Origin of the sequence: Streptomyces sp. NPDC032198 (assembly GCF_040636975.1) — a bacterium.
Classification (GTDB): Bacteria; Actinomycetota; Actinomycetes; order Streptomycetales; family Streptomycetaceae; genus Streptomyces.
The window spans coordinates 133,716-154,715 of the sequence record NZ_JBEZVL010000018.1 but is presented as its reverse complement, the minus strand read 5'-3'; the positions used below and the strand labels follow the sequence as shown (position 1 = coordinate 154,715).

The following is a 21,000-nucleotide window of genomic DNA, read 5'->3' as shown; positions in this document are numbered from 1 at the left end:
CGTTCCTCTCGTTCCGTTCTCAGACCGAGGGAAGAGGCACCCCCATGAACGCGCTGTACACCGCCGTCGCCACCGCCAACGGCCGCGAGGGCCGCGCCGTCAGCTCCGACGGCCAGATCGACCTCGCGCTCGCCATGCCCCCGGCCCTCGGCGGCAACGGACAGGGCACCAACCCCGAGCAGCTCTTCGCCGCCGGGTACGCGGCCTGCTTCGCCAGCGCCATGGGAGCGGTCGCCCGTGAGATGAAGGTCGACACGAAGGACGTCTCGGTGACCGCCGAGGTCTCCATCGGCAAGGACGACGCGGGCTTCGGCCTCGCGGTCGTGATGCGCGTGGAGCTGCCGGACTCCCTGGCCGGCGAGACCGGGCAGCAGCTGGTCGAGGCCACGCACGCGTACTGCCCGTACTCGAAGGCGACCCGCGGCAACATCGAGGTCGAGCTCGTCATCGAGTAGCCGGGCCCGCGGCCGATCGCGGCATCAGGCAGGAGATCGAGCAAGGGGTCGAACAAGAGAGGGCCCGACGGCGGGTACCGTAGAGGTACCGATCTCATGGGCCTCCTGGTGGGCTGCGTGAACCCCAGGAGGCCCAGCATGACGACGAACCGCGGACGCAAGGACGTGATCCGGAACCGGATGACGTCGACCGGCGAGTCGTACAACGTCGCCGCCCGCAACCTCAAGGCCATGAAGGACATGGGCGCCACCCGCGAGGCGGTCGTCACGCAGCGCTGGCAGCCCGCCGAGACCCTGGACGTGCCGTGCCCCTGCGGCGGCACCTGCGAGCCGGGCGAGAAGTGCGACCACTGCCACGCCCGCCACCGCCACGTGGCCCGCTACCCCGGCAGCCGCACCGAGGTCGAGACCTGGGCGGACCGCTACGACTGCATGGGCTGCGCCTCGACGTACACCATCCTCGTGGTCCTGCCGGGCCGCCCGTGGGGCATCGCCGAGACGGTGGTCCAGGGCGCGTCCGCCGAGCCGGTGATCAAGGCCCGGGTGTTCCCGGGCGTGAAGCACCCGCTGCTGCGCCCCGAGACGCCCGAAGAGGACTGAGGGCCCGCCCCACCCCCCGCGGGGTTCCGAGAGTCTTCGGGTGTGTCCGGTATCCGAAACTGGCTGACCGGCTTCTGACCGATTTCCTCTCTTGACGGCGCGTCGACGCACCCCCAATATCAGGCAACGCACTTCGCGCCACGCACCTCACTTCACGCGTCCCACTCACGCAACTCTCTTCGGCTCAGTGCAGCCCAGTACAGCTCCAGCGCCCTGCGGCACCCGCGTCGCAGGGCGTCAGTACGTTCCGTCCCCCTCGCTGTTCGGAATTCGGAGCCCCACATGAGAATCTCCAGACCTGCCCTGCCCCGCACCCTGAGACGGGCCACCGCGGGCATCGCCACGCTCGCCGCCGCCGGACTGCTCGCCGTCACCGCGCCCACGGCACTCGCGGCCCCCTCCCCGACGCTCGCGGCACCCGACATCCCGCTCGCCAACGTCAAGGCGCACCTCTCGCAGCTCCAGTCCATCGCCACCGCCAACAGCGGCAACCGCGCCCATGGGCGCCCCGGCTACAAGGCCTCCATCGACTACGCGAAGGCCAAGCTGGACGCGGCCGGATTCACCACCACCGTCCAGCAGTTCACCTCCAGCGGCGCCACCGGCTACAACCTCATCGCCGACTGGCCCGGCGGCGACGCGAACAGCGTCCTGATGGCGGGCGCCCACCTCGACAGCGTCACGGCGGGCCCCGGCATCAACGACAACGGCTCGGGTTCGGCCGGCATCCTGGAGACCGCGCTCGCCGTCTCGCGCGCGCAGCTCAAGCCCGCCAAGCACCTGCGGTTCGCCTGGTGGGGCGCCGAGGAGCTGGGCATGATCGGCTCCCGGTTCTACGTCAACAACCTTCCCTCCGCGGAGCGTTCAAAGGTCAGCGGCTACCTCAACTTCGACATGATCGGCTCCCCGAACCCGGGTTACTTCGTCTACGACGACGACCCCACGATCGAGAAGACCTTCAAGGACTTCTACGCGGGCCTGAACATACCCACGGAGATAGAGACCGAGGGCGACGGCCGCTCCGACCACGCCAGCTTCAAGAACGTCGGCATCCCGGTCGGCGGCCTGTTCTCCGGCGCCGACTACACCAAGACGTCCGCCCAGGCCCAGAAGTGGGGCGGCACGGCGGGCCAGGCCTTCGACCGCTGCTACCACGCGTCGTGCGACACCTCGGCGAACATCAACGACACCGCCCTGGACCGCAACAGCGACGCCATCGCCTACGCGATCTGGACGCTCGGCGCGGACACCCCGGTCCCGCCCGGTGACACGTACGAGAACACCGCGGACGTCACCATCCCGGACAACGGCGCGGCCGTGACCTCGACGGTGAACGTGACCGGCCGCACGGGCAACGCCCCGGCCACCCTGCAGGTGGGCGTCGACATCCGGCACACCTGGCGCGGTGACCTGGTGGTCGACCTGGTCGCCCCCGACGGCACGGCGTACCGCCTGAAGAACTCCAGCAGCAACGACTCGGCGGACAACGTCGTCGCGACGTACACGGTCAACGCGTCGAGCGAGGCGGCGAACGGCGCCTGGAAGCTGCGCGTGCAGGACGTGGCAGCGCAGGACACCGGCTACATCAACAGCTGGAAGCTGACGTTCTGACCCTGCCCGGCTCAGACGACCGGCCTGCGCGCCTCCGCCTGGTGCACACGGGGGGCGCGCACCGCTGCTCAGCCTGTGCGGGCATGGCTGAGAACTGGACGTACAAAGTCGACCCTGCGGACCGAACTGGCCCTAACTCACTGCGCGTTGACAATTGAACCGGCAATTTTTAGACATTCGTGAGCAGTGCGCCACCGGAGTAACCCCCTTCACCTAGGTTGAGAAGCCTGTCTGTACGAAATACGGGGGAGTACATGGATCCGCTCACCGCTGCCGCAGCCGCCGGGGTTGCTCTGGTGGTCAAGGGCATGGCGGAGTCCGCCGCTCAAGAAGCCGGCCGCTCCGGCTGGAACGGTGGGGCGCGGCTGGTCGAGCGGATCAGAGCGCGCTTCCGTGGTGACACCGACGCCGAGGGCGCGCTCGACCAGGTACAGCGGCAGCCTGATGACGAAAGCGCACAAGAGCAGTTGCAGCGCGTGTTGTTGGCGCACATGCTCCGTGACCGCGACTTCGAGGCGGATGTACGGCGGATGGTCGACGAAGCGGTAGCTGCCCAGGGCGGCGGGGCGCAGGTGAACGCCGCGCTGATCAAGAACGCCCAGGTCTTCAACCAGAAAGTCGAGATCCAGGGCGACTGGAACATCTCCTGACCACCTCAAGGCAGCGCGGAAGAACAAGAGTTCATGAGCGAGGAATCGCTGCCGTCCGAGGCAGCACACGGGGCCGCAGGCGTGCCCGACACTCCGCCCGCCGCGGAGACCAGCCCGTCGACGGATACCGCTGCCCTCAATGGTGCGCACGGCGATGGCCCGGTCAGTGAATCGGATGCGCTGCAGTCGCTCGCCGAGGGCGGCGGTCAGGACGAGGCCGAGCGCTCGGAAGCACTTCGGGCGGGGGCCATCGCCGACCTCATCGCCGAGCGCCTGAACGCCGACGCCTCAGGTACGCGGATCGGCACGCTCGCGCTGTTCAATGACTCTGTCAGCTTCGGCGGCGGCTTCCACACCGACGGTCGGCGTGCATCCACACAGCCGGTGGGCGCAGCATGCACCGTACCGCTGGCGGAGACCGAACTCTCCGAGTACACCGAGCTGTACGTCCAGCCCGACGGTTACGACGATGCACTGGACCTCCTGCGGGAGCACCACCTGCTGGTGCTGACCGGACCTCCCGGCAGCGGACGCACGGCTGCCGCCGTCAATCTCCTGGCCGAGACGCTGGCTCTGAACGGCGCCCTGGGCGGCTCCTGTCATCACGTTCTCGACGCTTCGGCGATCGCGTCCCCGGACTGGGAGCCACCGGCCGAGCACAGCGGATATCTCGCCGTGCTCGACGACGGCCCCACAGGCGTACGCCCGTTCGGTGCGGCAGGGCTCCGTAGCCTGGCAGGAGCCGCTGCGAGGCTGCGCACCGCGCAGAGTCATCTGGTACTCGTGGGCGGCCACGATCTGGACGTGCTGGCATCAGGCCCTGGCACGGACGCGGTGGCCCGGTATCCCGTGGCCACCGTCGACCCCGTGGCCGTCGTGGAGCGGCGGGTGCTCGGCCTCGGCGGCGATCCCGGGCTGCGCTCCGAACTGCACGCCGTTCTGGAGTCCTCCGGCGCCGTGGCGGCTCTGAGCGAACGCCCCTGGGCAAGCCACGCGGTCTCGCTGGCCTCGGTCATCACCGCGGAGGGCGACCTGGCGGCGGCGGTTGCCGCGCTACGCGACCCGAGCGACCAGGTGTACACCTGGTTCCACAGCCACCCGGAGCCAGAGGCGATCGCTTTTGCCCTGGCCACGGCTGTCCTGGAAGACAGTCGTTACCTCACGGTCGCCGACGCCGCCATGACGCTGTACAAGGCCTTGGCGCCGGCCGATCCCGCGCCGCCCGACATCCGGTTCCGGGACCGGCTCGGGCATGAACAATCCTGGATCGAGCTGGTCTTCGCCGAGGAGGACGGCACACCAGGGCCACCCCGTGTGCGCTTCCGCAGCTCGCTCTTGCGGCACGTAGTGGTCGCCTACGCGTGGACGACCCTCGACGGCCGCCGGGAAGCGGTTCTGAGCTGGCTGCGCCGGCTCCTCGGGCACGCCGATCTGGAGGTGCGGGCGCAGGCGGCCGTCGCGGCCGGGATGCTGGCCCGAGCCGACCATCACTACGCCGTGCACCGGTACCTGAAGTCCTGGGCAGGCAGCACGTCCTGGCCCGTACGCCAAGCCGCGGCCACCGCCCTGGGCGTGGCAGGCGGCGCTCCGGAGTCTGCCGAGCAGGTCTGGGAACTGCTGCAGGACTGGGCAGGCAGCGGATCGTCCGCTTACGAGCGCCGACTGGCCGGCACCGCAGCGAACGCGGTCGGCGGACATTTCGGCAGGAACACACCCGAGCGCGCACTGCGTGTGCTGCGCACGGCACTCGACCGCGGAGACGACTGGGGCACACTCACGCCGGTCACCTGGGGTGGCGTCCACCTGCTCCATCAGGGCCGGACGAGTGAAGTACTGGACGCCTACCTCGACTGGTCACAGCCGCAGGACGTGTCCCCGATGGTGGTGAAGACGCTGTCGGCATTTGTCTTCGCAACGTCTCTCCCCTACGAACAGGCTGCCCCCGGCACCACCGGCACCGGCCCGCTGAAGGGCGCGGTGCCCGGGGTTCCGCTACTGCTCGGCCGACTGCCGCAGGACGCGGCACGGGTCTCGGAGCTGTGGGCTCGGGCCCTGGCCCGTAAGCCCGTACAGGAACCGGCACTTGAGGCCCTGCGGAGCTGGATAGACGAGTACGCGGACCGGTGCCCCGGCGCGCTGGACGAGATCAGCCTGCTTCTGGTCGACATTGCCCGCAGGCCGGGCAAGCACCGCGAGCGGCTGCTCTGGTGGCTGGCGCGCTGGTCGGGTGACCGGGAGCGCCCCTCCCCGAACTCTGCCGCGCTGCGGCGCGCCGTGGAGCGTGCGAGCTGACTCTCACCCCCGTACAGGTCCGTTGCAACCCCGCAGGACGCAGAAGCAGAGGAGAGGAGAGCAGTGGAGGAGCTGACGTATGACCCCGTCCTTGACAGCCAGCCGCTACCACGATGGCGGCTGACGAATCCGCTGCGCCCGCCGGCTCCGGGCAGAGCCTTGGTGCTGGTCCCGGACAGCGGGCCCGCGCTGACGGTCCTTCCCGGCGGTGAGATCGCGGCAGCACGGTTCGGCGCGTACCAACGGGTCTACACGGTCGACCTGACCGAGCACCGGCTCGTGTTGGACGTGGCCCTGCTCAGCCGAGACGCCACGTTCTCCTTCCGCAGCCGGGTGGAGCTGATCGCTCAGGTCGCCGACCCTGCCGAGGTGGTGGCACGCGGCATCAGGGACATGAGCGGTGCGCTGTACGGAGCGATACGCCGGATGCTGCGGCAGGTGTCCCGCGGCTACGACATCGCCGAATTCCATGATGCGGAGGAAGCCCTCAACTCGGCGCTCCACGGCTTCGCCGGTGATTCGGCCGTGCGGCTGCGCAACATCCAGGTCGAGCTCCTCGTGGACGAGGACGAGATCGCCGAGAGCGGACGCGAGTTCCGAAGTGTCGTACGCGAAACCCGCCTGGACGGGATGCGCCGCAAGCGCCACCTGGACATGATCCGCGACGAGGGGGTCGAGGGGATCATCGCCGAGATCATGGAGAAAGAAGGGGCCCGTGCCGCACTCGCCTGGATCGAGAAGGGGGAGGCCGAGCAACGCGAGGCCCGTCTCCAGGCGATGCGTATGGTCCTGGAGCGCGGCGACGCGCACCGAGAGCCGTTCGAACAGGCCGAGTTGGAACGCGCCGTCGTGGAGGACGTCCTGGGTGACGGGGATCGCCCGTTCGGTGGTGGGCGGCGCAGCCGCCTGAGGGGAACCCTGACTTCGGGAAGCGGCGCGGCCGAGCCGGTGGCCGATGAACGCCCCGAACCCGAAGAACCGTCGGAGCGGACGGCGTTGCGGGGCGAAGTGGTTACCCCACGTGCGCCCAGCCCATATTTGACCTTCCGGCCACCGGAAGACGAGCCAGTTGCGCCGGGCCACGCCGTTCCCCCACCCCCTCGACCCCGCCCCAGCGATCCGGAGCCTTCCGCCTCCGGCGCTACTGAAGCCAAGCCGACCGAGTCCGACGCGCCACGACGCGCAAGCCGAGTGCGAGGCACGGCCAAGCGTTCTGACGGCGCGCGAGGCCCTGGCAAGGACGCCGGTGATCGGCGATGACAGCACACCCCAGCCCAGCCGGGGGACGGGTGGATGCCCCGGGCAACGGCGCGGGCGAACGCCCGGCCCTGCCATCCACGGCAATGCCCGACCAGCAGGTCGAACCACCCACGGCCGACGCGCCGCCCGCCCCGGCCGCGATGGTGTGGGTCCGTGACGTGAGCGGGCTGCAATCCGTGGGCGTATGGACAGAACGCGTCGCCGGCCGTGGCGAGGACGCCGAGCCACTCATCGCCCACCATCTGGGGACGGCGCAGGGGCTGATCGCTGTATTCGACGGCTCGGGAGGCGCGGGTTCAGCACCCGTCTGGCAGGCTCCGGACGGCGGGACACGGACCGGAGCGTGGGTCGGTTCTCGCGTGGCGCGACTGGCCACCGACTGCTGGTTCCACGACGTGGTCACGCGCGAGCAGCCGGATACCGCCGAGCAGCTGCGTGACTACCTGGACTACTTCCACGAGTCCGCGCCACAGCGACGCAGCAAGATCGTGGGCAAGATGCGTCGCCAACTACCCACCACATTGGCAGCCGTGCAGTACCACCTGCGCGACGACAACGAGCTGGAGATGCAGGCCCTCTGGGCCGGCGACTCGCGCGCTTACCTCCTGCACCCGGGCAGCGGGCTGCATGTGGTCACCCGCGATCACACGGAGGAGGCAGACGCGCTCGCACTGCTGCGCTCGGACCCGCCGATGACCAACTCGATCTGCGCGGACCGGGAATTCACCATCGACGCCACTCGGAGGACGCTGCAGCTCCCAGCCGTGCTACTGACCGCCACGGACGGCTTCTTCGGATACGTCCATACGCCGGCGGAATTCGAGTATGTGCTGCTCCATACGCTGATGCGGGCGCAGAGCACGGACGAGTGGGCCGACCTGATCCGGCGCAGCGTGCAGGGCTACACGGCGGATGACGCGTCGCTCGCACTGGTCGCGCTGGGCTACAGGGACTTCTCTCGCCTGCGGTCCGACTTCACTCAGCGCCATGCCGACGTACGGAAGCTCCTGGGAAGCGGTACGCCCCAGGCGACCGACCAGCCATCCGAGATCCGCGCCTGGCAGGAAACGACCTGGCAGGCCTACCGCGTCGGTTACGAGACCTATCTGCCGGCGCTGCCGGAGGAGCGGACATGAAACTTGGCGATGTGATCAAGGGGTATCGCATCATCAGCGAGCCGACCAACGCGGGCGGCGGCAAATGCATGTGGGCCTTCGCGGAGAAGAGCGAAAAACAGTTCTTCCTCAAGCGTTTCCTCGAGCCCAAACGGCCCCGTGAAGGCTCCACGGCGAGCGCGGCGAGTCGCCGTGTCCGGCTCGAGGTCTGCCAGGAATTCGAGGACCGGCACCGAGGCATCATGAAGCGGCTGCGCCCTGACGCGCGCGGCGGCGGCAACCTCGTGCTCGCCACGGACTTCTTCCACGAGGGCAGTACGTACTACAAGGTCACCGAACGCATCGACACTTCCACCCTGGAGAAGCCCCAGTCGCTGGACCCACGGCAAAAGGCGGTGCTCCTGAAGACTCTGGCGAACAGTGTGCAACTGCTGCATGACATCGATGTGGTGCACGGTGACCTCAAACCGCTCAACGTGCTGGTGCAGAAGCGGGGCGGAGCGGCCTTCCACACCGCGAAGCTGATCGACTTCGACGACTCGTACCTGACGGGTCAGCCCCCAGGACGCCAGGACATCGCGGGTGACTCGCTGTACGGCGCACCCGAGTGGCGTCGCTATGTTCAGGAGGACGAGACGGTTCAGGCGGAAGACTTGACGACGGCTGTCGACACCTTCGCGCTCGGGCTGATGACGCACTACTACCTCACCGGGGCGCTGCCCGGCCACGCCGACCGGTACGGCTCTCCCGCGGACGCGGTCAACGCGGGCGAGGCGCTGGCCGTCGACACCCGCCTCTCGGACTCCATGCAGGGGCTGATCCGGGCCATGACGGCCCTGGTGCCCAGAAAACGGCCTCGGATGGCGGCATACCTGACGGCGCTCAAGGACCCCCAGGTGTGCGCACTCCAGCTCCGTCGACCAGGTACGTCGAAGTCGGAACCGGACACGAAGCCCGGCGCGGACACGGGCAACGCCGCGCGGCCGGGAGGCTCCTCCGAGCGCGTCAGCCGCATCCGGGCCAATCTCAAGGGCGGCGGCGCCCCTCGTGCCACCGGCCCGGCTCCGGTCTCCACTCAGGAGCCGGCCCCCGAAACCCCTGCCGCCGAAGCCCCAGCCGCCTCTCCTCCCGAGGAGTCACGTCCTGCCGCGTCGAAGACGTCCAGGGTGCGGATCAATCTGGGCGACCGTCGCAAGCCATAACGTCAGTTCCGAGGAGACAGACACCACATGAACGCGAACACCGGGCAATACCAGGGCAATCTCCAGTACGCGGTGGACATCGTGCTCTGCGTCGACGCGACAGCCAGCATGTTCCCTGTTCTCGATACGGTGAAGTCCAGCGCTCTGCAGTTCCATGAGCGGCTGAACGACGTCATGGCGAAGAAGGGCAAGGCCATCAGCCAGCTACGGCTGAAGGTCATCGCGTTCCGTGACTTCGGCGACGATCCTTCCGACGCCATCGAGCAGACCGATTTCCTGCAACTTCCCGCGCAGTCGAAGGAGTTCGAGTCTTTCGTGCGCGGAATCGAAGCGGCCGGCGGCGGCGACATCCCCGAGTCCGGCCTCGAAGCCCTCGCACTGGCCATCAACTCGCCCTGGGAGAAGGGCCTTGACCGCAGGCGGCATGTGGTCGTGATGTTCACCGACGCACCGGCCCACCCGCTCGGGACGGTAGGCGTAGCCGGTCAGACCTACCCCGCACGGATTCCCCGCACCATGGACGAACTCTTCGAGCAGTGGGGCTATGCGCGCAGCCAGACTGCCGTGATGGAGCAATCGGCGAAACGCCTCGTTCTCTTCGCACCGGACAGCGCCCCCTGGAAGGACCCCATCTCCGAGGAATGGGACCTCACGCTCCACTTCGAGTCCAAGGCGGGCGAAGGCCTTGAGGAGTTCGAGATGGACGAGATCATCGAGACGATCGCGAACAGTCTGTGAGACTCGATCTGCCGGACGGCGAATTCAGCGTGCTTGGGGAGATGTTCACCTTCCATTGGCGTGGTTTCGGAGTCATGGAAGTAGGCGTGGACCGGTGCACCTCAGTGAGCATGCGTACCCACGGGCCGGACAGCGGGGCACAGATCATCTTCCACTTCCGGCCCGGGTCGCAGGGTGCAGTGGGCCGGGTCATGGTGCGGGTCGACGTCCCTTCGACGTACACGTCCCAGGCAATCCGGTTCGTCGAAGACCTGCAACGGACCCACGGGCTGGCGGACTTGGCAGCCGAAGCGACGGAGGACGACTCGTTGCACCGTGTGCCCTGCGACAGCGAAGAGTGGCTCGCCGATCCTGTGAGCGCTCCGTCGGAGGAGCTGTACCAGGAGATCTTCGACCGGATCGCGGCAGCCCCGGCGCCCTAGCGGGTCAGCACGGGAGGGGAGGTTCAGGGTGGCTGGGGCCAATTGGCGATGCGCGGCCTGCGACATCTTCAACGCACCTGACGAGAAGGTGTGTCACATCTGCGACACGGCGCGGAGCACCCCCACGCCCGCCAAACGGGCTCCGGCCAAGCGGCCGTCTGCGGCCCGCCCCGCGGGGGACTGGACGTGCCTCAAGTGCGACACCAACAACGCACGGACCGATCTGTCCTGCATCGCCTGCGCGACGGGCTGGCGGGCCGCGACGAAGAAGGCTGCACCGAAGAAGCCCGCCCCCAAGAAAACTGCGGCCAAGAAGACGGCAGCCAAGAAGCCTCCGCCCAAGAAGACAGCACCGAGAACGACAACCGCCAGGCCGAGCACATCGTCTCGTCCTGGGGGCGACACAAGCACATCATCGCCTCGCCCACGGACCGGAACGGGTTCTTCCAGACGGCCCACAGCGCCCCGCCCGCCGACGGCCGAGGTCTTCTACCCGTCGGCGGCTTCCGGCGGCTACGTCCCGCCGGCCACCACCCCACGCCGGCCCCCCGTCAGCAGACCGGCACCGACCTATCGGCCCGCGTACCCCTCGTACCGACGCCCCAAGCCGAAGAAGAACACGACCAAAGGATGTCTCCAGAGCTGCCTCGGCGTGGCCGTGGTTCTCTTCCTGTTTCCGCTGCTCGTCAAGGGCTGCGGGGACGGCCTCCCGTCCGGGGGGAGCGATCCCGAACCGGAGATCTCGCCGAAGGCCGCTTCCTGCCCGGGGCGGATCGCCTCGGCGCTGCCCTCCGGGGAAGGGGCGGAACTGGTGGAGGCGTTCCGCACGAAGAACAAGCAGATCACTCTCTGCCGTACGGAAGGCGGGCGACTGTACTACTTCGGTGAGTTCAGCGACCATCGTGAGAAGGGCATCGCCATGCCCGCCGAGAAGACGTCGGACGGCTATGAGGCGCGCAACGACCCCTATCGCTATCGCATCCACGACGGCGTCGTGACGATCTACCAGAACGGCCGGAGGATCGGCCAGGAAGACGTCACCTCCGAGCCGTCACCGTCCTGAGCTCAGCCCTCCGTGGGCGCCAGCGTCAGCGAGATCGAGTTGATGCAGTACCGCTGGTCCGTCGGCGTGGCATAGCCCTCACCCTCGAATACGTGACCGAGGTGCGACCCGCATCGGGCACAGCGGACCTCCGTACGCACCATGCCGTGCGAGGAGTCCTGGAGGAGCTCGACCGCGTCCGTGTCCTTGGGGTCGAAGAAGCTCGGCCAGCCGCAGTGCGACTCGAACTTCTCCTCCGAGGTGAACAGCTCGGCGCCGCACGCACGGCAGGAGTAGACGCCCTTGGTCTTGGTGTCGGTGTACTCACCCCGGAACGCGGGCTCCGTGCCCGCCTGGCGCAGCACCGCGTACTCCGAGGGGCTCAGCTCCGCGCGCCACTGCTCGTCCGGCTTCTCGACGTCGTACGACATGAGACTGAACCCCTTACTTCGACAACTTCGGCTGGGCCGATCAGTGGGAAAGCTCGGCCAGGATCTCCGGGCCGAGGTCCGTGACGTCGCCCGCTCCCATGGTGAGAACGAGATCACCGGGCCTGGTCATTCCCGCGATGACCGTGACGGCCTCGGTCTTGTCGTGCACGGCCCGGACGTCGGCGCCGGCCGCGACGGCCGCGTCGGTGATCAGGGCGCTGGTGATGCCGGGGATCGGGTCCTCGCGGGCGGGGTAGATGTCCAGGACCACGGAGGCGTCCGCGAGGGCCAGGGCCTGGCCCATCTCCTTGCCCAGCTCCTGCGTGCGGGAGAAGAGGTGGGGCTGGAAGAGGACCAGGAGGCGCGAGTCGCCCGCGGAGGAGCGCATCGCCTCCAGGTCCGCGGTCATCTCCGTGGGGTGGTGCGCGTACGAGTCGATGACCTGGACGCCCTTCGCCTCGCCCTTGAGCTGGAGGCGGCGCTTGACGCCGGTGTACGAGCCGAGGGCCGACGCGAGGTTGTGCGCCGGGATGCCGAGGGCGATGCCCGCGGCCAGGGCGGCCACCGCGTTGTGGGCGTAGTGGCGGCCGGGGACCGAGACCGTGAAGGTCAGGAACTTGCCGTTCAGGACGACCGTGACCTCGCTGGTCAGACCGCGCGGGGTGATCTTGTGAATGCGCAGGTCGGAGCCCTCGGACTCGCCGTACGTGACGACCTTGAGGTCCGGCAGCGCGGCGCGCACGCGCCGCGTCAGCTCGGCAGCGCCGTCCTGGTCCGCCGCGATCACCAGCGTGCCGCCGGGAACGATCTTGCCCGCGAAGGTCTCGAAGGACTCGTAGATCTCGTCCATCGACGCGTAGTTGGCGTGGTGGTCGAGCTCCACGTTCAGGACGATGGCGACCTCGGGCGCGTACTTGTGGAAGCTGCGGTCGCTCTCGTCCGCCTCGGCCACGAAGATGTCGCCGTCGCCGTGCAGCGCGTTCGAGCCCGGCGCGTCCAGGTCGCCGCCGATCGCGTACGAGGGGTCGAGGCCGAGGGTGGAGAGGGTGACGGCGAGCATCGACGTCGTCGTGGTCTTGCCGTGCGTGCCGGCCACCGCGATCGGGCGCAGGCCCTCCATGAGGGAGGCGAGCGCGTCCGAGCGGTGCACGACCGGAATGCCGAGTTCCGTGGCGCGGGCCAGCTCGGGGTTGTCGGCGCGGATCGCGGAGGAGACGACCACGCAGGTCGCGTCGGACGCGAGGTGCGCGGCGTCGTGGCCGATGTGGACCGTGGCGCCCAGGGTCCGCAGGGCCTCGGCCGTGGCGGACTCGCGCGCGTCGCTGCCGGCGACCTTGGCGCCGCGCTGGGCCAGGATCTTGGCGATGCCCGACATTCCGGCGCCGCCGATGCCGATGAAGTGCGGTCGGTCCATGGCGGTGGGCAGGCCGGGTGCCATACGTGTGTCTCCCCAAGAGTCCAAGAGTTACGGCAGATGAGCAGGGCCCAGACTATTGCCTCGGGCGGACGGCGGGCACACCTGCGCCCTGCCGTGCCGCCCCGCCCCCTGTCCTGCCGCCCTCGCCGCCCCGCCCGGGCCGCCTAGTCCTTCGCGTGCGAGAACAGCTTCAGGACCGGTACGCCGACCTTGTGCCGCGCCCGCGAGGCCCAGTCCCGGTGGAAGAACTCCTCCACGTAGTGCGGGTCGGTCAGCACGATGACCTCGTCCGCGTCGGCCTCGTCGACCAGCTGCCTGAGCGCGTCGAGGGGGTGGTCCTCGATCAGCTGTCCCCTTGCCTCGCAGCCCGCCGCGTGCAGCGCCGTCAGCGAGACCTCGAGGGCCTTCTGCGCGGGGGCCGTGGCGTCCTGCCCCTCGGGGACGTCGCCTTCCCTCGCCGCCTCGTCGAGCTCCCCCAGCGCCACGTCGTCGATAGCCCGCAGCAGGCGGTCCGCCTGATCGCCGCGGGGCTGGAGCAGCACTCGGAAGGTGACCGTCTCGTCGCCGTGCAAGGTGGTGACGAACTCCACGTCGGCGGACGTCAGGGCCTTCTCGATCATCAATACGCTTGTGAACACGACAGGCGCCCTTCTCATCCGTGGGCCGCCGGGAGTCTGTCTCGACGGGCCCCTGCGGAAACCATCCTGCCCCGTGGCCGCACGGGGTCTGCGACTTTTAGTGTGCCCAGCGGAAGCGAAACGGAACGGGTGATTCCGCTGATTGTCAGGTCCGACGGTATCGGGTGAAGAGGAACCCGGCCTCCTCCAGCAGGGAAGCCAGGGCGAATCGTTCCGGCACCGCGAGCGCGGACCCCCAGGCGATCCGCTGCGCGTCCCCCGCGGTGAGCATCGGGGACACCGTCAGACAGAGCTCGTCCAGGGCCCCCGCCGCCACGAACTGGCCGAGCAGCCGGGGCCCGCCCTCCGTGAGCAGCCGGGTCAGGCCGCGCTCGGCCAGGGCGGGCGCGACCCGCTCCGGCTCGACGGCCGTGCCCTCCCCCGCGACCACCACCACGGCACCCGCCTTCTCGGCCGCCGCGACCCGGTCGGCGGGCGCCGCGGCACCGGTCACCACGAGCGTGGGCACCGGGGGCGAGGTGAAAAGCGGAAGGCTGAAATCCAGGTTCAGGCTCGCGCTGACGACGGCGATCGCGGGCACCACCGACTGCCCGGCCGCCGCCCTGCGCCCGGCGAAGGCCTCACGCACGCGTGCCGGGCGGTAACCCTCCTGGCGGACCGTCTCGGCACCCACGACCACAGCATCGGCGACCGCGCGCAGGGTGCCGAAGATCCGCATGTCCGCGGCGTTCGAGATGGGCTGCGACCGGCCGTCGTGCTGGGCCGCCCCGTCGAGCGTGGACACCATGTTGGCGCGCAGCCAGGGAGTGTCGCCCGGAGGGTAGGCGTACGCGTCGGCCAGCTCGGCCAGCTCCCACTCTCGTACTGATGTTTCGTCTGTCTGGTCGGTCACAGGGAACAGGCGTCGCATGTCCAGCAGTCTTGCACGGCGCTTACAGTTAGGAACCGTGTCGTCCTCCACCGCCGCCCCCGGGCAGAGCCCCATAGCCGAAGCGGCTCCCCTGTCGCTGTGCGCCCGCGAGCCCCATGTCCCCGCCGACCGTCTGGTCGCCGAGATGGTGCCGCCCCCGCGCTTCGACTCCGTCCGCTTCGATACGTACATCCCGGACCCGAACCAGCCGAGCCAGACCGAGGCCGTGCGGGTCCTGAGCGGCTTCGCGGCCGGGCTCGGCGGGGCACACGCGTCCGGCGCCGGCAAGAAGCGCTGGTTCGGCCGCGCCAAGCCGGCGGCCCCCACGGGACCCCGCGGTGTCTACCTCGACGGCGGCTACGGCGTGGGCAAGACCCACCTCCTGGCCTCCCTCTGGCACGCGACGCCCGCCGCGCCCGAGCAGAAGGCGTTCGGCACCTTCGTCGAGCTGACGAACCTGGTCGGGGCGCTCGGCTTCCAGCAGACCGTGCGCACCCTCGGCGGGCACCGGCTGCTCTGCATCGACGAATTCGAGCTCGACGACCCGGGCGACACGGTGCTCGTCTCCTCGCTGCTCTCGCGGCTCGTCGACGAGGGCGTCGCGCTCGCCGCGACCTCGAACACGCTGCCGGGCAAGCTCGGCGAGGGCAGGTTCGCCTCCGCCGACTTCCTGCGCGAGATCCAGGGCCTGGCCACCCACTTCAAGTCGCTGCGGATCGACGGCGAGGACTACCGCCACCGGGGTCTTCCGGAGGCGCCGTCCCCGCACTCGGAGGAGCAGGTCACCAAGACCGCGTACGCGACCGAAGGCGCGAGCCTGGACGACTTCCCGCATCTGCTCGACCACCTCGCACGCGTCCACCCCAGCCGGTACGGAGCGCTCACCGACGACCTCAGGGCCGTCTGCCTCACGGACGTGACGCCCGTCCCCGACCAGTCGACCGCCCTGCGCCTCGTCGTGCTCGCCGACCGCCTGTACGACCGCGAGGTCCCCGTGCTCGCCTCGGGCGTCCCCTTCGACCAGCTGTTCAGCGAGGACATGCTGAACGGCGGCTACCGGAAGAAGTACTTCCGGGCGATCTCCCGGCTCACCGCGCTCGCGCGGGACGCGAAGAGCCTCGTCAAGCCGTAGCGACTCACCGCTACGCGCGTGGTTCCCGCACGCCTAGGCGCGTGGTACACACATCCGGTCATGTTCCTGTCCGCCAGCAGGAGGTCGGCCTTTTATGTCCACGACACGACGTCAGGTGCTTGCCCGTACCGGTGCGGTGGGTGCGGGAATCGCCTTCACCGGAGCGCTCTCGGAACTCTTCGCGGGCAGCGCCGCCGCGCAGGGCAAGGCCGGGTACGGGCCGCTGGTGCCCGACCCCGCCGGTCTGCTCGATCTGCCGAAAGGTTTCCGCTACAAGGTCCTCTCGCGGGAGGGCGGCGATCTGCCGTCCGGTGAGGGCAAGGTGCCGAGCAACTTCGACGGCATGGCCACGTTCCGCGGCAAGAAGGGCGGCACGAACCTCGTCCGCAACCACGAGAACCGCAAGGACGGCAGAGTCCCCGTGCCCACGGTCGAGGGCATCACCTACGACCCGATGGGCAAGGGCGGCTGTACGGCGCTCTCCCTCGACCGCCACAACAACGTCATCGGTGAGCGCGTCGCGATCGCCGGTACCGCGGTCAACTGCGCGGGTGGGCCGACCCCTTGGGGCACCTGGCTGACCTGCGAGGAGACCGAGGACAAGGCCGGCACGAACGGCTACACCAAGGACCACGGCTTCATCTTCGAGGTCGACCCCGTCGACCCGCGCCGCACCGGGGCCGTGCCGCTCACCGCGATGGGCCGCTTCCAGCACGAGGCAATTGCCGTCGATCCACGGCGAGGTGTCGTCTACGAGACCGAGGACGCCTTCCTCAAGCCCTTCGGTCTCTTCTACCGCTTCCTGCCCAAGAAGCCCGAGGGCGGCCGCGGTTCGCTCCGCGCGGGCGGCAAGCTGCAGGCCATGCGGGTGCCGGGCGTGCCCGACCTGTCCGCGATCCAGGAGACGGGCGCGCACTTCGAGGGCGTCGAATGGGTCGACGTACCCGACCCGCTCGCGGCCCAGACCCCCATCAGAAACCAGGACTTCGGCCCCAAGGGCATCACGCACGCGCAGAAGCTGGAGGGCTGCTACTGGGGCGGGAGCTCCGTCTACTTCGTGTCGTCGTTCGCGCACAGCGCGGAGGGCTCCGCGGCCGACCACTTCGGGCAGATCTGGCGCTACGAACCCTCGAAGCGCCGTCTCACCCTGGTGATCGTCTTCGGCCCGAGCACCGACATCCAGCTGCCCGGCGAGTCCCCCGACAACATCTGCCTCGCACCCAGCGGCGGCCTGATGGTGGCCGAGGACGGCGGGGGCGCACAGCATGTCTACGGCCTGACGCGGCGCGGCGAGGTCTACGCGATGGCCCGCGGGCAGCAGAACATCGGCACCCCCGAGGAGCCCGAGTGGGGCGAGTTCGCGGGCGTCTGCTTCTCGCCGGACCACGAGACGATGTACGTCAACTGCTACACCCCCGGCACGACGTTCGCGGTGACGGGGCCGTGGCACCGGACGTGATCTGACGTGACGTGACGGGGTGCGCGGCGGTTGGCCGCCGCGCACCCCGCACCCCGTCGCTAGGAGCCGATCAGCGGGTAGTGGTCGGACAGGTTGGTGTACGTGTACTTCTTGCCCCAGCTGGAGACCGTCCAGGGCGCGCTCTGCTCCTTGACCACCTCGTTGTGCCAGGTGGCGGGGCGGGCGTGGCCCTTGCGGTGCAGGACATAGTCCAGGTCCTCGCGGGGGTCGTCCGGGTAGCGCTCGGACGCGATGGAGTTGTCCTGGGTGTCGAAGGAGTACGGGTGGCCCGTACGTCCGTCGGCGGGGTCGAAGCCGCCGTCGGCGAGCATTGAGGCGTACTCACCGCTGTGGGAGTCCACGTTGAAGTCCCCGGCCACGAGGACCTGTTCGGCCGCCGGGATGTTCTTGGCGTCCAGGAAGGCGTCCATCTCCTTGAACTGCAGGGCACGGGTCGCGGCCGCCTCACCGGAGCCGCAGCCCGGGTCGGTGGACTGGGCGTGGGTGCCCACGACGTGCACCTTCTTGCCGTTCACGTCCAACTGGGCATAGACGAAGCCCTTGTTGGAGTACGAGTCGGAGCCGCAGGCGTCCTTGTAGACGTACTGCTCCTTGCGCACGATCGGCCACTTGCTGAGGACGGTCACTCCGCCGTCCTCCGGTGTCACCGACGAGTACGCACCGCCGGTGGCGTCCCAGCCGTCCTTGCTCCGGCCCATGACGGGCGTCTGGTGCGGGTAGCGGTCCGCGGCGTTGGCCTTCAGCGCGTCGGACGCGGAGTTGTCGAAGGCCTCCTGGAGGACGACGACGTCCTTGCCCTGGAAGAAGTCCGCGGCCGGAATGGCCTTGGCGCGGTGGTCCTGACCCCAGTTCGGGTAAAGGTTCTTGCTCATGAGGAACGCGTTGTACGAGAGCACCTTGAGTGCGGGAGTGTCGACAGAGGCGGCAGGCGCGTCGGCGGCGCTCGCGGACGGGGCGACGGTGACGGTGACGGTGACGAGCGTGGCCGCGGCGAGCACCGTGGCGATCGCGACGGCGTGAGTCCTGCGCGGCGCTGGGTGCGGCACTGAATCTCCTGGGAGTGGGGGGTAGTTGGGAAAGTGCACGCGATGCACGCGTTGGCACGGTGTGCACGTGGTGCGGCTGATGGGGCGCCGCACATCCAATCAGCCGTGACTACTTCTGGGGATACGTCACGTGAACAAAGAACCCGCGGCGGGAGCGCGGCGATTTTGTGCGTCCCGCCATGCCCGGAGGGCTCGAGCGGCGCCGGGCGCATGTCACGGCCCGGTGATCACAGATCGGCGAGCGTGCTCTCCACCGTGTCGAGCAGCGTCTGCCGGTCGTCCTGGACGCGGGCGAGGACGCGCAGGCCGTAGTACGTGCTCTGCACCCGGCGGGCGACGGTCCGCGCGTCGGCCGTCGACCGGAGCTCGCCCGCGCGCTTGCCGGTCGTCACGACCGTGCGCAGCTCCTCCTCGACCCGGTCGAAGTTGCGCCGTACGGCGTCCTTGACCGCTGGGTCGAGCCCGGCGATCTCGACGGCCGCGTTGATCGCGAAGCAGCCGCGCCCGTCCGCCTCGTCGAGATCGGCGTCCACGGCGTGGACCATCATGGCCCGCAGCCGGTCCTTCGCCGTGCCCTCGCCCCGCAGGAGCTCGACCTGCTCGGCGGTGCTGGTCTCGTAGTACCGCTGCAGTGCGCGCAGATAGAGCTGACGCTTGCCGCCGAAGGTGTTGTAGAGGCTGGAGGGCCCGAGGCCGGTGCTGTCACACAGCGCGCGCGTCGACGTGCCCTCGTAGCCGTGCCGCCAGAACGTGTCCATGGCCGCGGTGATGACGCGGTCCTCGTCGAACTCTCGTGGCCTGGCCATGGCCCTACAGTACGGGTTTTGGAATACACGTACAAAATGTCGCGACAGCATGGCGGGCGGTCGGCACGCACGGTCCGGTCATGCGGTCGCGTGCGTACGTTCCTGAGGTTCGCGGGGGTCGTCGGGGCCGTGCGGGTCGCGGGGGTCGCGGAGCTCGGACGCCAGGTCCCGGTCCGCCCGCTGGAGCCGGCCCGCCCAGAGCACGGTCAGCGCTCCGGCGGCGGCGAGCGCGGCGCCGACCCAGGCCACGGAGGCGTAGCCCAGTCCGGCGTCGATGGTCAGGCCGCCGAGGAGCGGGGCCAGGGTGTTGCCGACGTTGAACGCGGCCGTGTTGGTGGCGCCGACCAGCGTCGGGGCGGCCGGGGCGAGGGTGAACACCCGTGACTGCAGGGCGGGGTTGGTGACGTACCCGACCAGCCCCAGGAGGAACACCAGCGCGATCACGAAGACCGTCGAACCGGCCATGAGGGCGAGCAGCCCGGAGAAGAGGGCGAGCGCCCCGAGGCCCACGCCCAGGGTCCGCAGGGGATGCGCCTGGGCCGTGCGTCCGCCGATCACCAGGCCCAGCATCCCGCCGGCGCCGAACAGGGCGAGGACCGCGGGCACCCACCCCTCGGACACTCCGCTCACGTCGGTCAGGAGCGGTGCGAGATAGCTGAAGGTGACGATGACCGCGCCGAAGGCGAAGGCCGTGATGGCGTACGAGAGCCAGAGCTGGGGCCGCGCCATGCCGCGCAGCTCCGCCTTCACCGACGTACGCCCGGCTTCGGACCGGCCACCGGGGACGACGAGCAGCGTGCACACGAGGCTCACCAGGGTGGCCGCGGCCACCGCCCAGAACGCGGCGCGCCAGCTGGAGTACTGGCTGAGCAGGGTGCCTGCGGGCACGCCGACGACCGTGGCCAGCGTGAGACCGCCCGCCACCACGGCGACCGCCTTCGCCTTGGCCGCGGGCGGCACGAGGGCGACCGCGGTGGCCACGGCCACGCCCCAGTACCCCGCGTACGCGAGGGCGCTGACCACGCGCGTGACGAAGAGGACGCCGTAGCCGGGCGCGAGCGCGCCGATCACGTGGGCGACGACGAAGGCCGCCTGGAGGGAGACGAGGGCGGTCCGCCGGGGCCAGCTCAGGGTGGCCACCGCGAGCAGCGGCGCGCCGACGACCATGCCGATCGCGAAGGCCGAGATCAGCAGCCCCGCGTCGGGGATCGACACCCCCAGGTCGGCGGCCATGCCCGGCAGCAGGCCGGACAGCATGAACTCCGAGGTCCCCTGAGTGAAGATGCCGAGCCCAACTATGTACACCGCAGGCGGCATTGACGCTCCTCCTGATCGCGACTGAGTTTTTGGAGCGCCCGCTCCAAAATCGACGATCAGGACGCTAGCACATTTTGAATCGTTCGCTTCAAAATGCTGCTGCCGGGGCGTGTACGCGCCCGCCGCTCCCCGCTGTGATCAGTGAGCGACCCGGTCACAGCTGACCGCTTCGGCCGCCGCGCGTTCGGCCGCGCCGCGCAGCACGCAGAACTCGTTGCCCTCGGGGTCGAGGAAGACCACCCAGCCGGTGCCGTCAGCGTTCCGGCGGTCCGCCGCCACGGTCGCGCCCACCGCCAGGAGCCGTTCCACCTCCGCGTCGCGGGTGCTCTCGGGCTGGAGACAGAGGTGGACGCGGTTCTTCTGGGTCTTCGGCTCGGAGACCTCGGCGAAGTAGTGCGTGCGTGAAGCCTGTGCCGGAGGCGTCGTCAGCGGCATT

Annotated in this window: 21 protein-coding genes; 13 read left to right on the top strand and 8 right to left on the bottom strand. The window is 69.5% G+C overall.

The window, feature by feature from the left end; all coding sequences use genetic code 11:
• The first annotated feature begins 44 nt into the window (after positions 1 to 44).
• The 11 genes from AB0E78_RS37360 (at position 45) to AB0E78_RS37310 (ending at position 11,408) form a co-directional block, all read left to right on the top strand.
• Entirely contained in the window at positions 45 to 455 is a 411-nt protein-coding gene (locus tag AB0E78_RS37360; RefSeq protein ID WP_361054176.1) for an organic hydroperoxide resistance protein, read from the top strand.
• 138 nt (positions 456 to 593) lie between these two features.
• Entirely contained in the window at positions 594 to 1,055 is a 462-nt protein-coding gene (locus AB0E78_RS37355) for a hypothetical protein (protein ID WP_361842731.1), read from the top strand.
• A 282-nt stretch (positions 1,056 to 1,337) separates the two neighbouring features.
• Positions 1,338 to 2,666, top strand: a complete 1,329-nt coding sequence (locus tag AB0E78_RS37350) for a M28 family metallopeptidase (RefSeq protein ID WP_361842728.1) — start codon at positions 1,338 to 1,340, stop codon at positions 2,664 to 2,666.
• 254 nt (positions 2,667 to 2,920) lie between these two features.
• Entirely contained in the window at positions 2,921 to 3,316 is a 396-nt protein-coding gene (locus tag AB0E78_RS37345; RefSeq protein WP_361842725.1) for a hypothetical protein, read from the top strand.
• Between the two features lie 33 nt (positions 3,317 to 3,349).
• A complete protein-coding gene (locus AB0E78_RS37340) occupies positions 3,350 to 5,608 on the top strand; it encodes a hypothetical protein (protein ID WP_361842723.1) in 2,259 nt (752 codons plus the stop codon).
• Between the two features lie 63 nt (positions 5,609 to 5,671).
• Entirely contained in the window at positions 5,672 to 6,868 is a 1,197-nt protein-coding gene (locus tag AB0E78_RS37335) for a hypothetical protein (RefSeq protein WP_361842722.1), read from the top strand.
• Positions 6,869 to 6,951: 83 nt separating this feature from the next.
• The gene (locus AB0E78_RS37330) at positions 6,952 to 8,004 is read left to right on the top strand and encodes a serine/threonine protein phosphatase (protein ID WP_361842720.1); all 1,053 of its coding nucleotides are present in this window, start codon (positions 6,952 to 6,954) and stop codon (positions 8,002 to 8,004) included.
• Positions 8,001 to 9,185, top strand: a complete 1,185-nt coding sequence (locus AB0E78_RS37325; protein WP_361842717.1) for a protein kinase — start codon at positions 8,001 to 8,003, stop codon at positions 9,183 to 9,185. The genes AB0E78_RS37330 and AB0E78_RS37325 overlap by 4 nt, the downstream gene beginning before the upstream one ends.
• Positions 9,186 to 9,212: 27 nt before the next feature.
• Entirely contained in the window at positions 9,213 to 9,923 is a 711-nt protein-coding gene (locus AB0E78_RS37320; RefSeq protein ID WP_361842714.1) for a vWA domain-containing protein, read from the top strand.
• A 110-nt stretch (positions 9,924 to 10,033) separates the two neighbouring features.
• Complete coding sequence (locus tag AB0E78_RS37315) at positions 10,034 to 10,345, top strand: hypothetical protein (RefSeq protein WP_361842712.1); 312 nt, start codon at positions 10,034 to 10,036, stop codon at positions 10,343 to 10,345.
• A 652-nt stretch (positions 10,346 to 10,997) separates the two neighbouring features.
• On the top strand, positions 10,998 to 11,408 hold the full coding sequence (locus tag AB0E78_RS37310) for a hypothetical protein (protein ID WP_361842709.1): 411 nt from the start codon (positions 10,998 to 11,000) through the stop codon (positions 11,406 to 11,408).
• A 2-nt stretch (positions 11,409 to 11,410) separates the two neighbouring features.
• Here the strand turns inward: AB0E78_RS37310 and msrB are convergent, their stop codons facing one another.
• The 4 genes from msrB to AB0E78_RS37290 form a co-directional block, all read right to left on the bottom strand.
• Positions 11,411 to 11,818, bottom strand: a complete 408-nt coding sequence (gene msrB / locus AB0E78_RS37305) for a peptide-methionine (R)-S-oxide reductase MsrB (RefSeq protein WP_361842707.1) — start codon at positions 11,816 to 11,818, stop codon at positions 11,411 to 11,413.
• Between the two features lie 40 nt (positions 11,819 to 11,858).
• Positions 11,859 to 13,256 (bottom strand): UDP-N-acetylmuramate--L-alanine ligase, encoded by a 1,398-nt coding sequence (gene murC, locus AB0E78_RS37300; RefSeq protein ID WP_361842704.1) that lies wholly within the window; start codon positions 13,254 to 13,256, stop codon positions 11,859 to 11,861.
• A gap of 143 nt (positions 13,257 to 13,399) precedes the next feature.
• Positions 13,400 to 13,873: an indole-3-glycerol phosphate synthase gene (locus AB0E78_RS37295; protein WP_361842702.1), complete on the bottom strand. Its 474-nt coding sequence runs from the start codon at positions 13,871 to 13,873 to the stop codon at positions 13,400 to 13,402.
• A gap of 145 nt (positions 13,874 to 14,018) precedes the next feature.
• The gene (locus AB0E78_RS37290; RefSeq protein ID WP_361842700.1) at positions 14,019 to 14,783 is read right to left on the bottom strand and encodes a pyrimidine reductase family protein; all 765 of its coding nucleotides are present in this window, start codon (positions 14,781 to 14,783) and stop codon (positions 14,019 to 14,021) included.
• Between the two features lie 37 nt (positions 14,784 to 14,820).
• Between AB0E78_RS37290 and zapE the strand changes: the two genes are divergently transcribed.
• Positions 14,821 to 15,915, top strand: coding sequence for a cell division protein ZapE (gene zapE, locus AB0E78_RS37285; protein ID WP_361842697.1), 1,095 nt, complete (start codon positions 14,821 to 14,823; stop codon positions 15,913 to 15,915).
• Positions 15,916 to 16,009: 94 nt separating this feature from the next.
• Positions 16,010 to 17,374, top strand: a complete 1,365-nt coding sequence (locus tag AB0E78_RS37280) for an alkaline phosphatase PhoX (RefSeq protein ID WP_361842695.1) — start codon at positions 16,010 to 16,012, stop codon at positions 17,372 to 17,374.
• A gap of 59 nt (positions 17,375 to 17,433) precedes the next feature.
• On the opposite strand, the gene sph is transcribed toward AB0E78_RS37280, so the two are convergent.
• From sph to AB0E78_RS37260, 4 genes are all read right to left on the bottom strand, one after another.
• Positions 17,434 to 18,441, bottom strand: a complete 1,008-nt coding sequence (gene sph / locus AB0E78_RS37275) for a sphingomyelin phosphodiesterase (protein WP_361842693.1) — start codon at positions 18,439 to 18,441, stop codon at positions 17,434 to 17,436.
• Between the two features lie 227 nt (positions 18,442 to 18,668).
• Complete coding sequence (locus tag AB0E78_RS37270; RefSeq protein WP_361842690.1) at positions 18,669 to 19,247, bottom strand: TetR/AcrR family transcriptional regulator; 579 nt, start codon at positions 19,245 to 19,247, stop codon at positions 18,669 to 18,671.
• 78 nt (positions 19,248 to 19,325) lie between these two features.
• Positions 19,326 to 20,564: a Cmx/CmrA family chloramphenicol efflux MFS transporter gene (locus AB0E78_RS37265; protein WP_361842687.1), complete on the bottom strand. Its 1,239-nt coding sequence runs from the start codon at positions 20,562 to 20,564 to the stop codon at positions 19,326 to 19,328.
• 138 nt (positions 20,565 to 20,702) lie between these two features.
• Entirely contained in the window at positions 20,703 to 20,999 is a 297-nt protein-coding gene (locus tag AB0E78_RS37260; protein ID WP_361842684.1) for a VOC family protein, read from the bottom strand.
• Position 21,000: the final 1 nt, after the last annotated feature.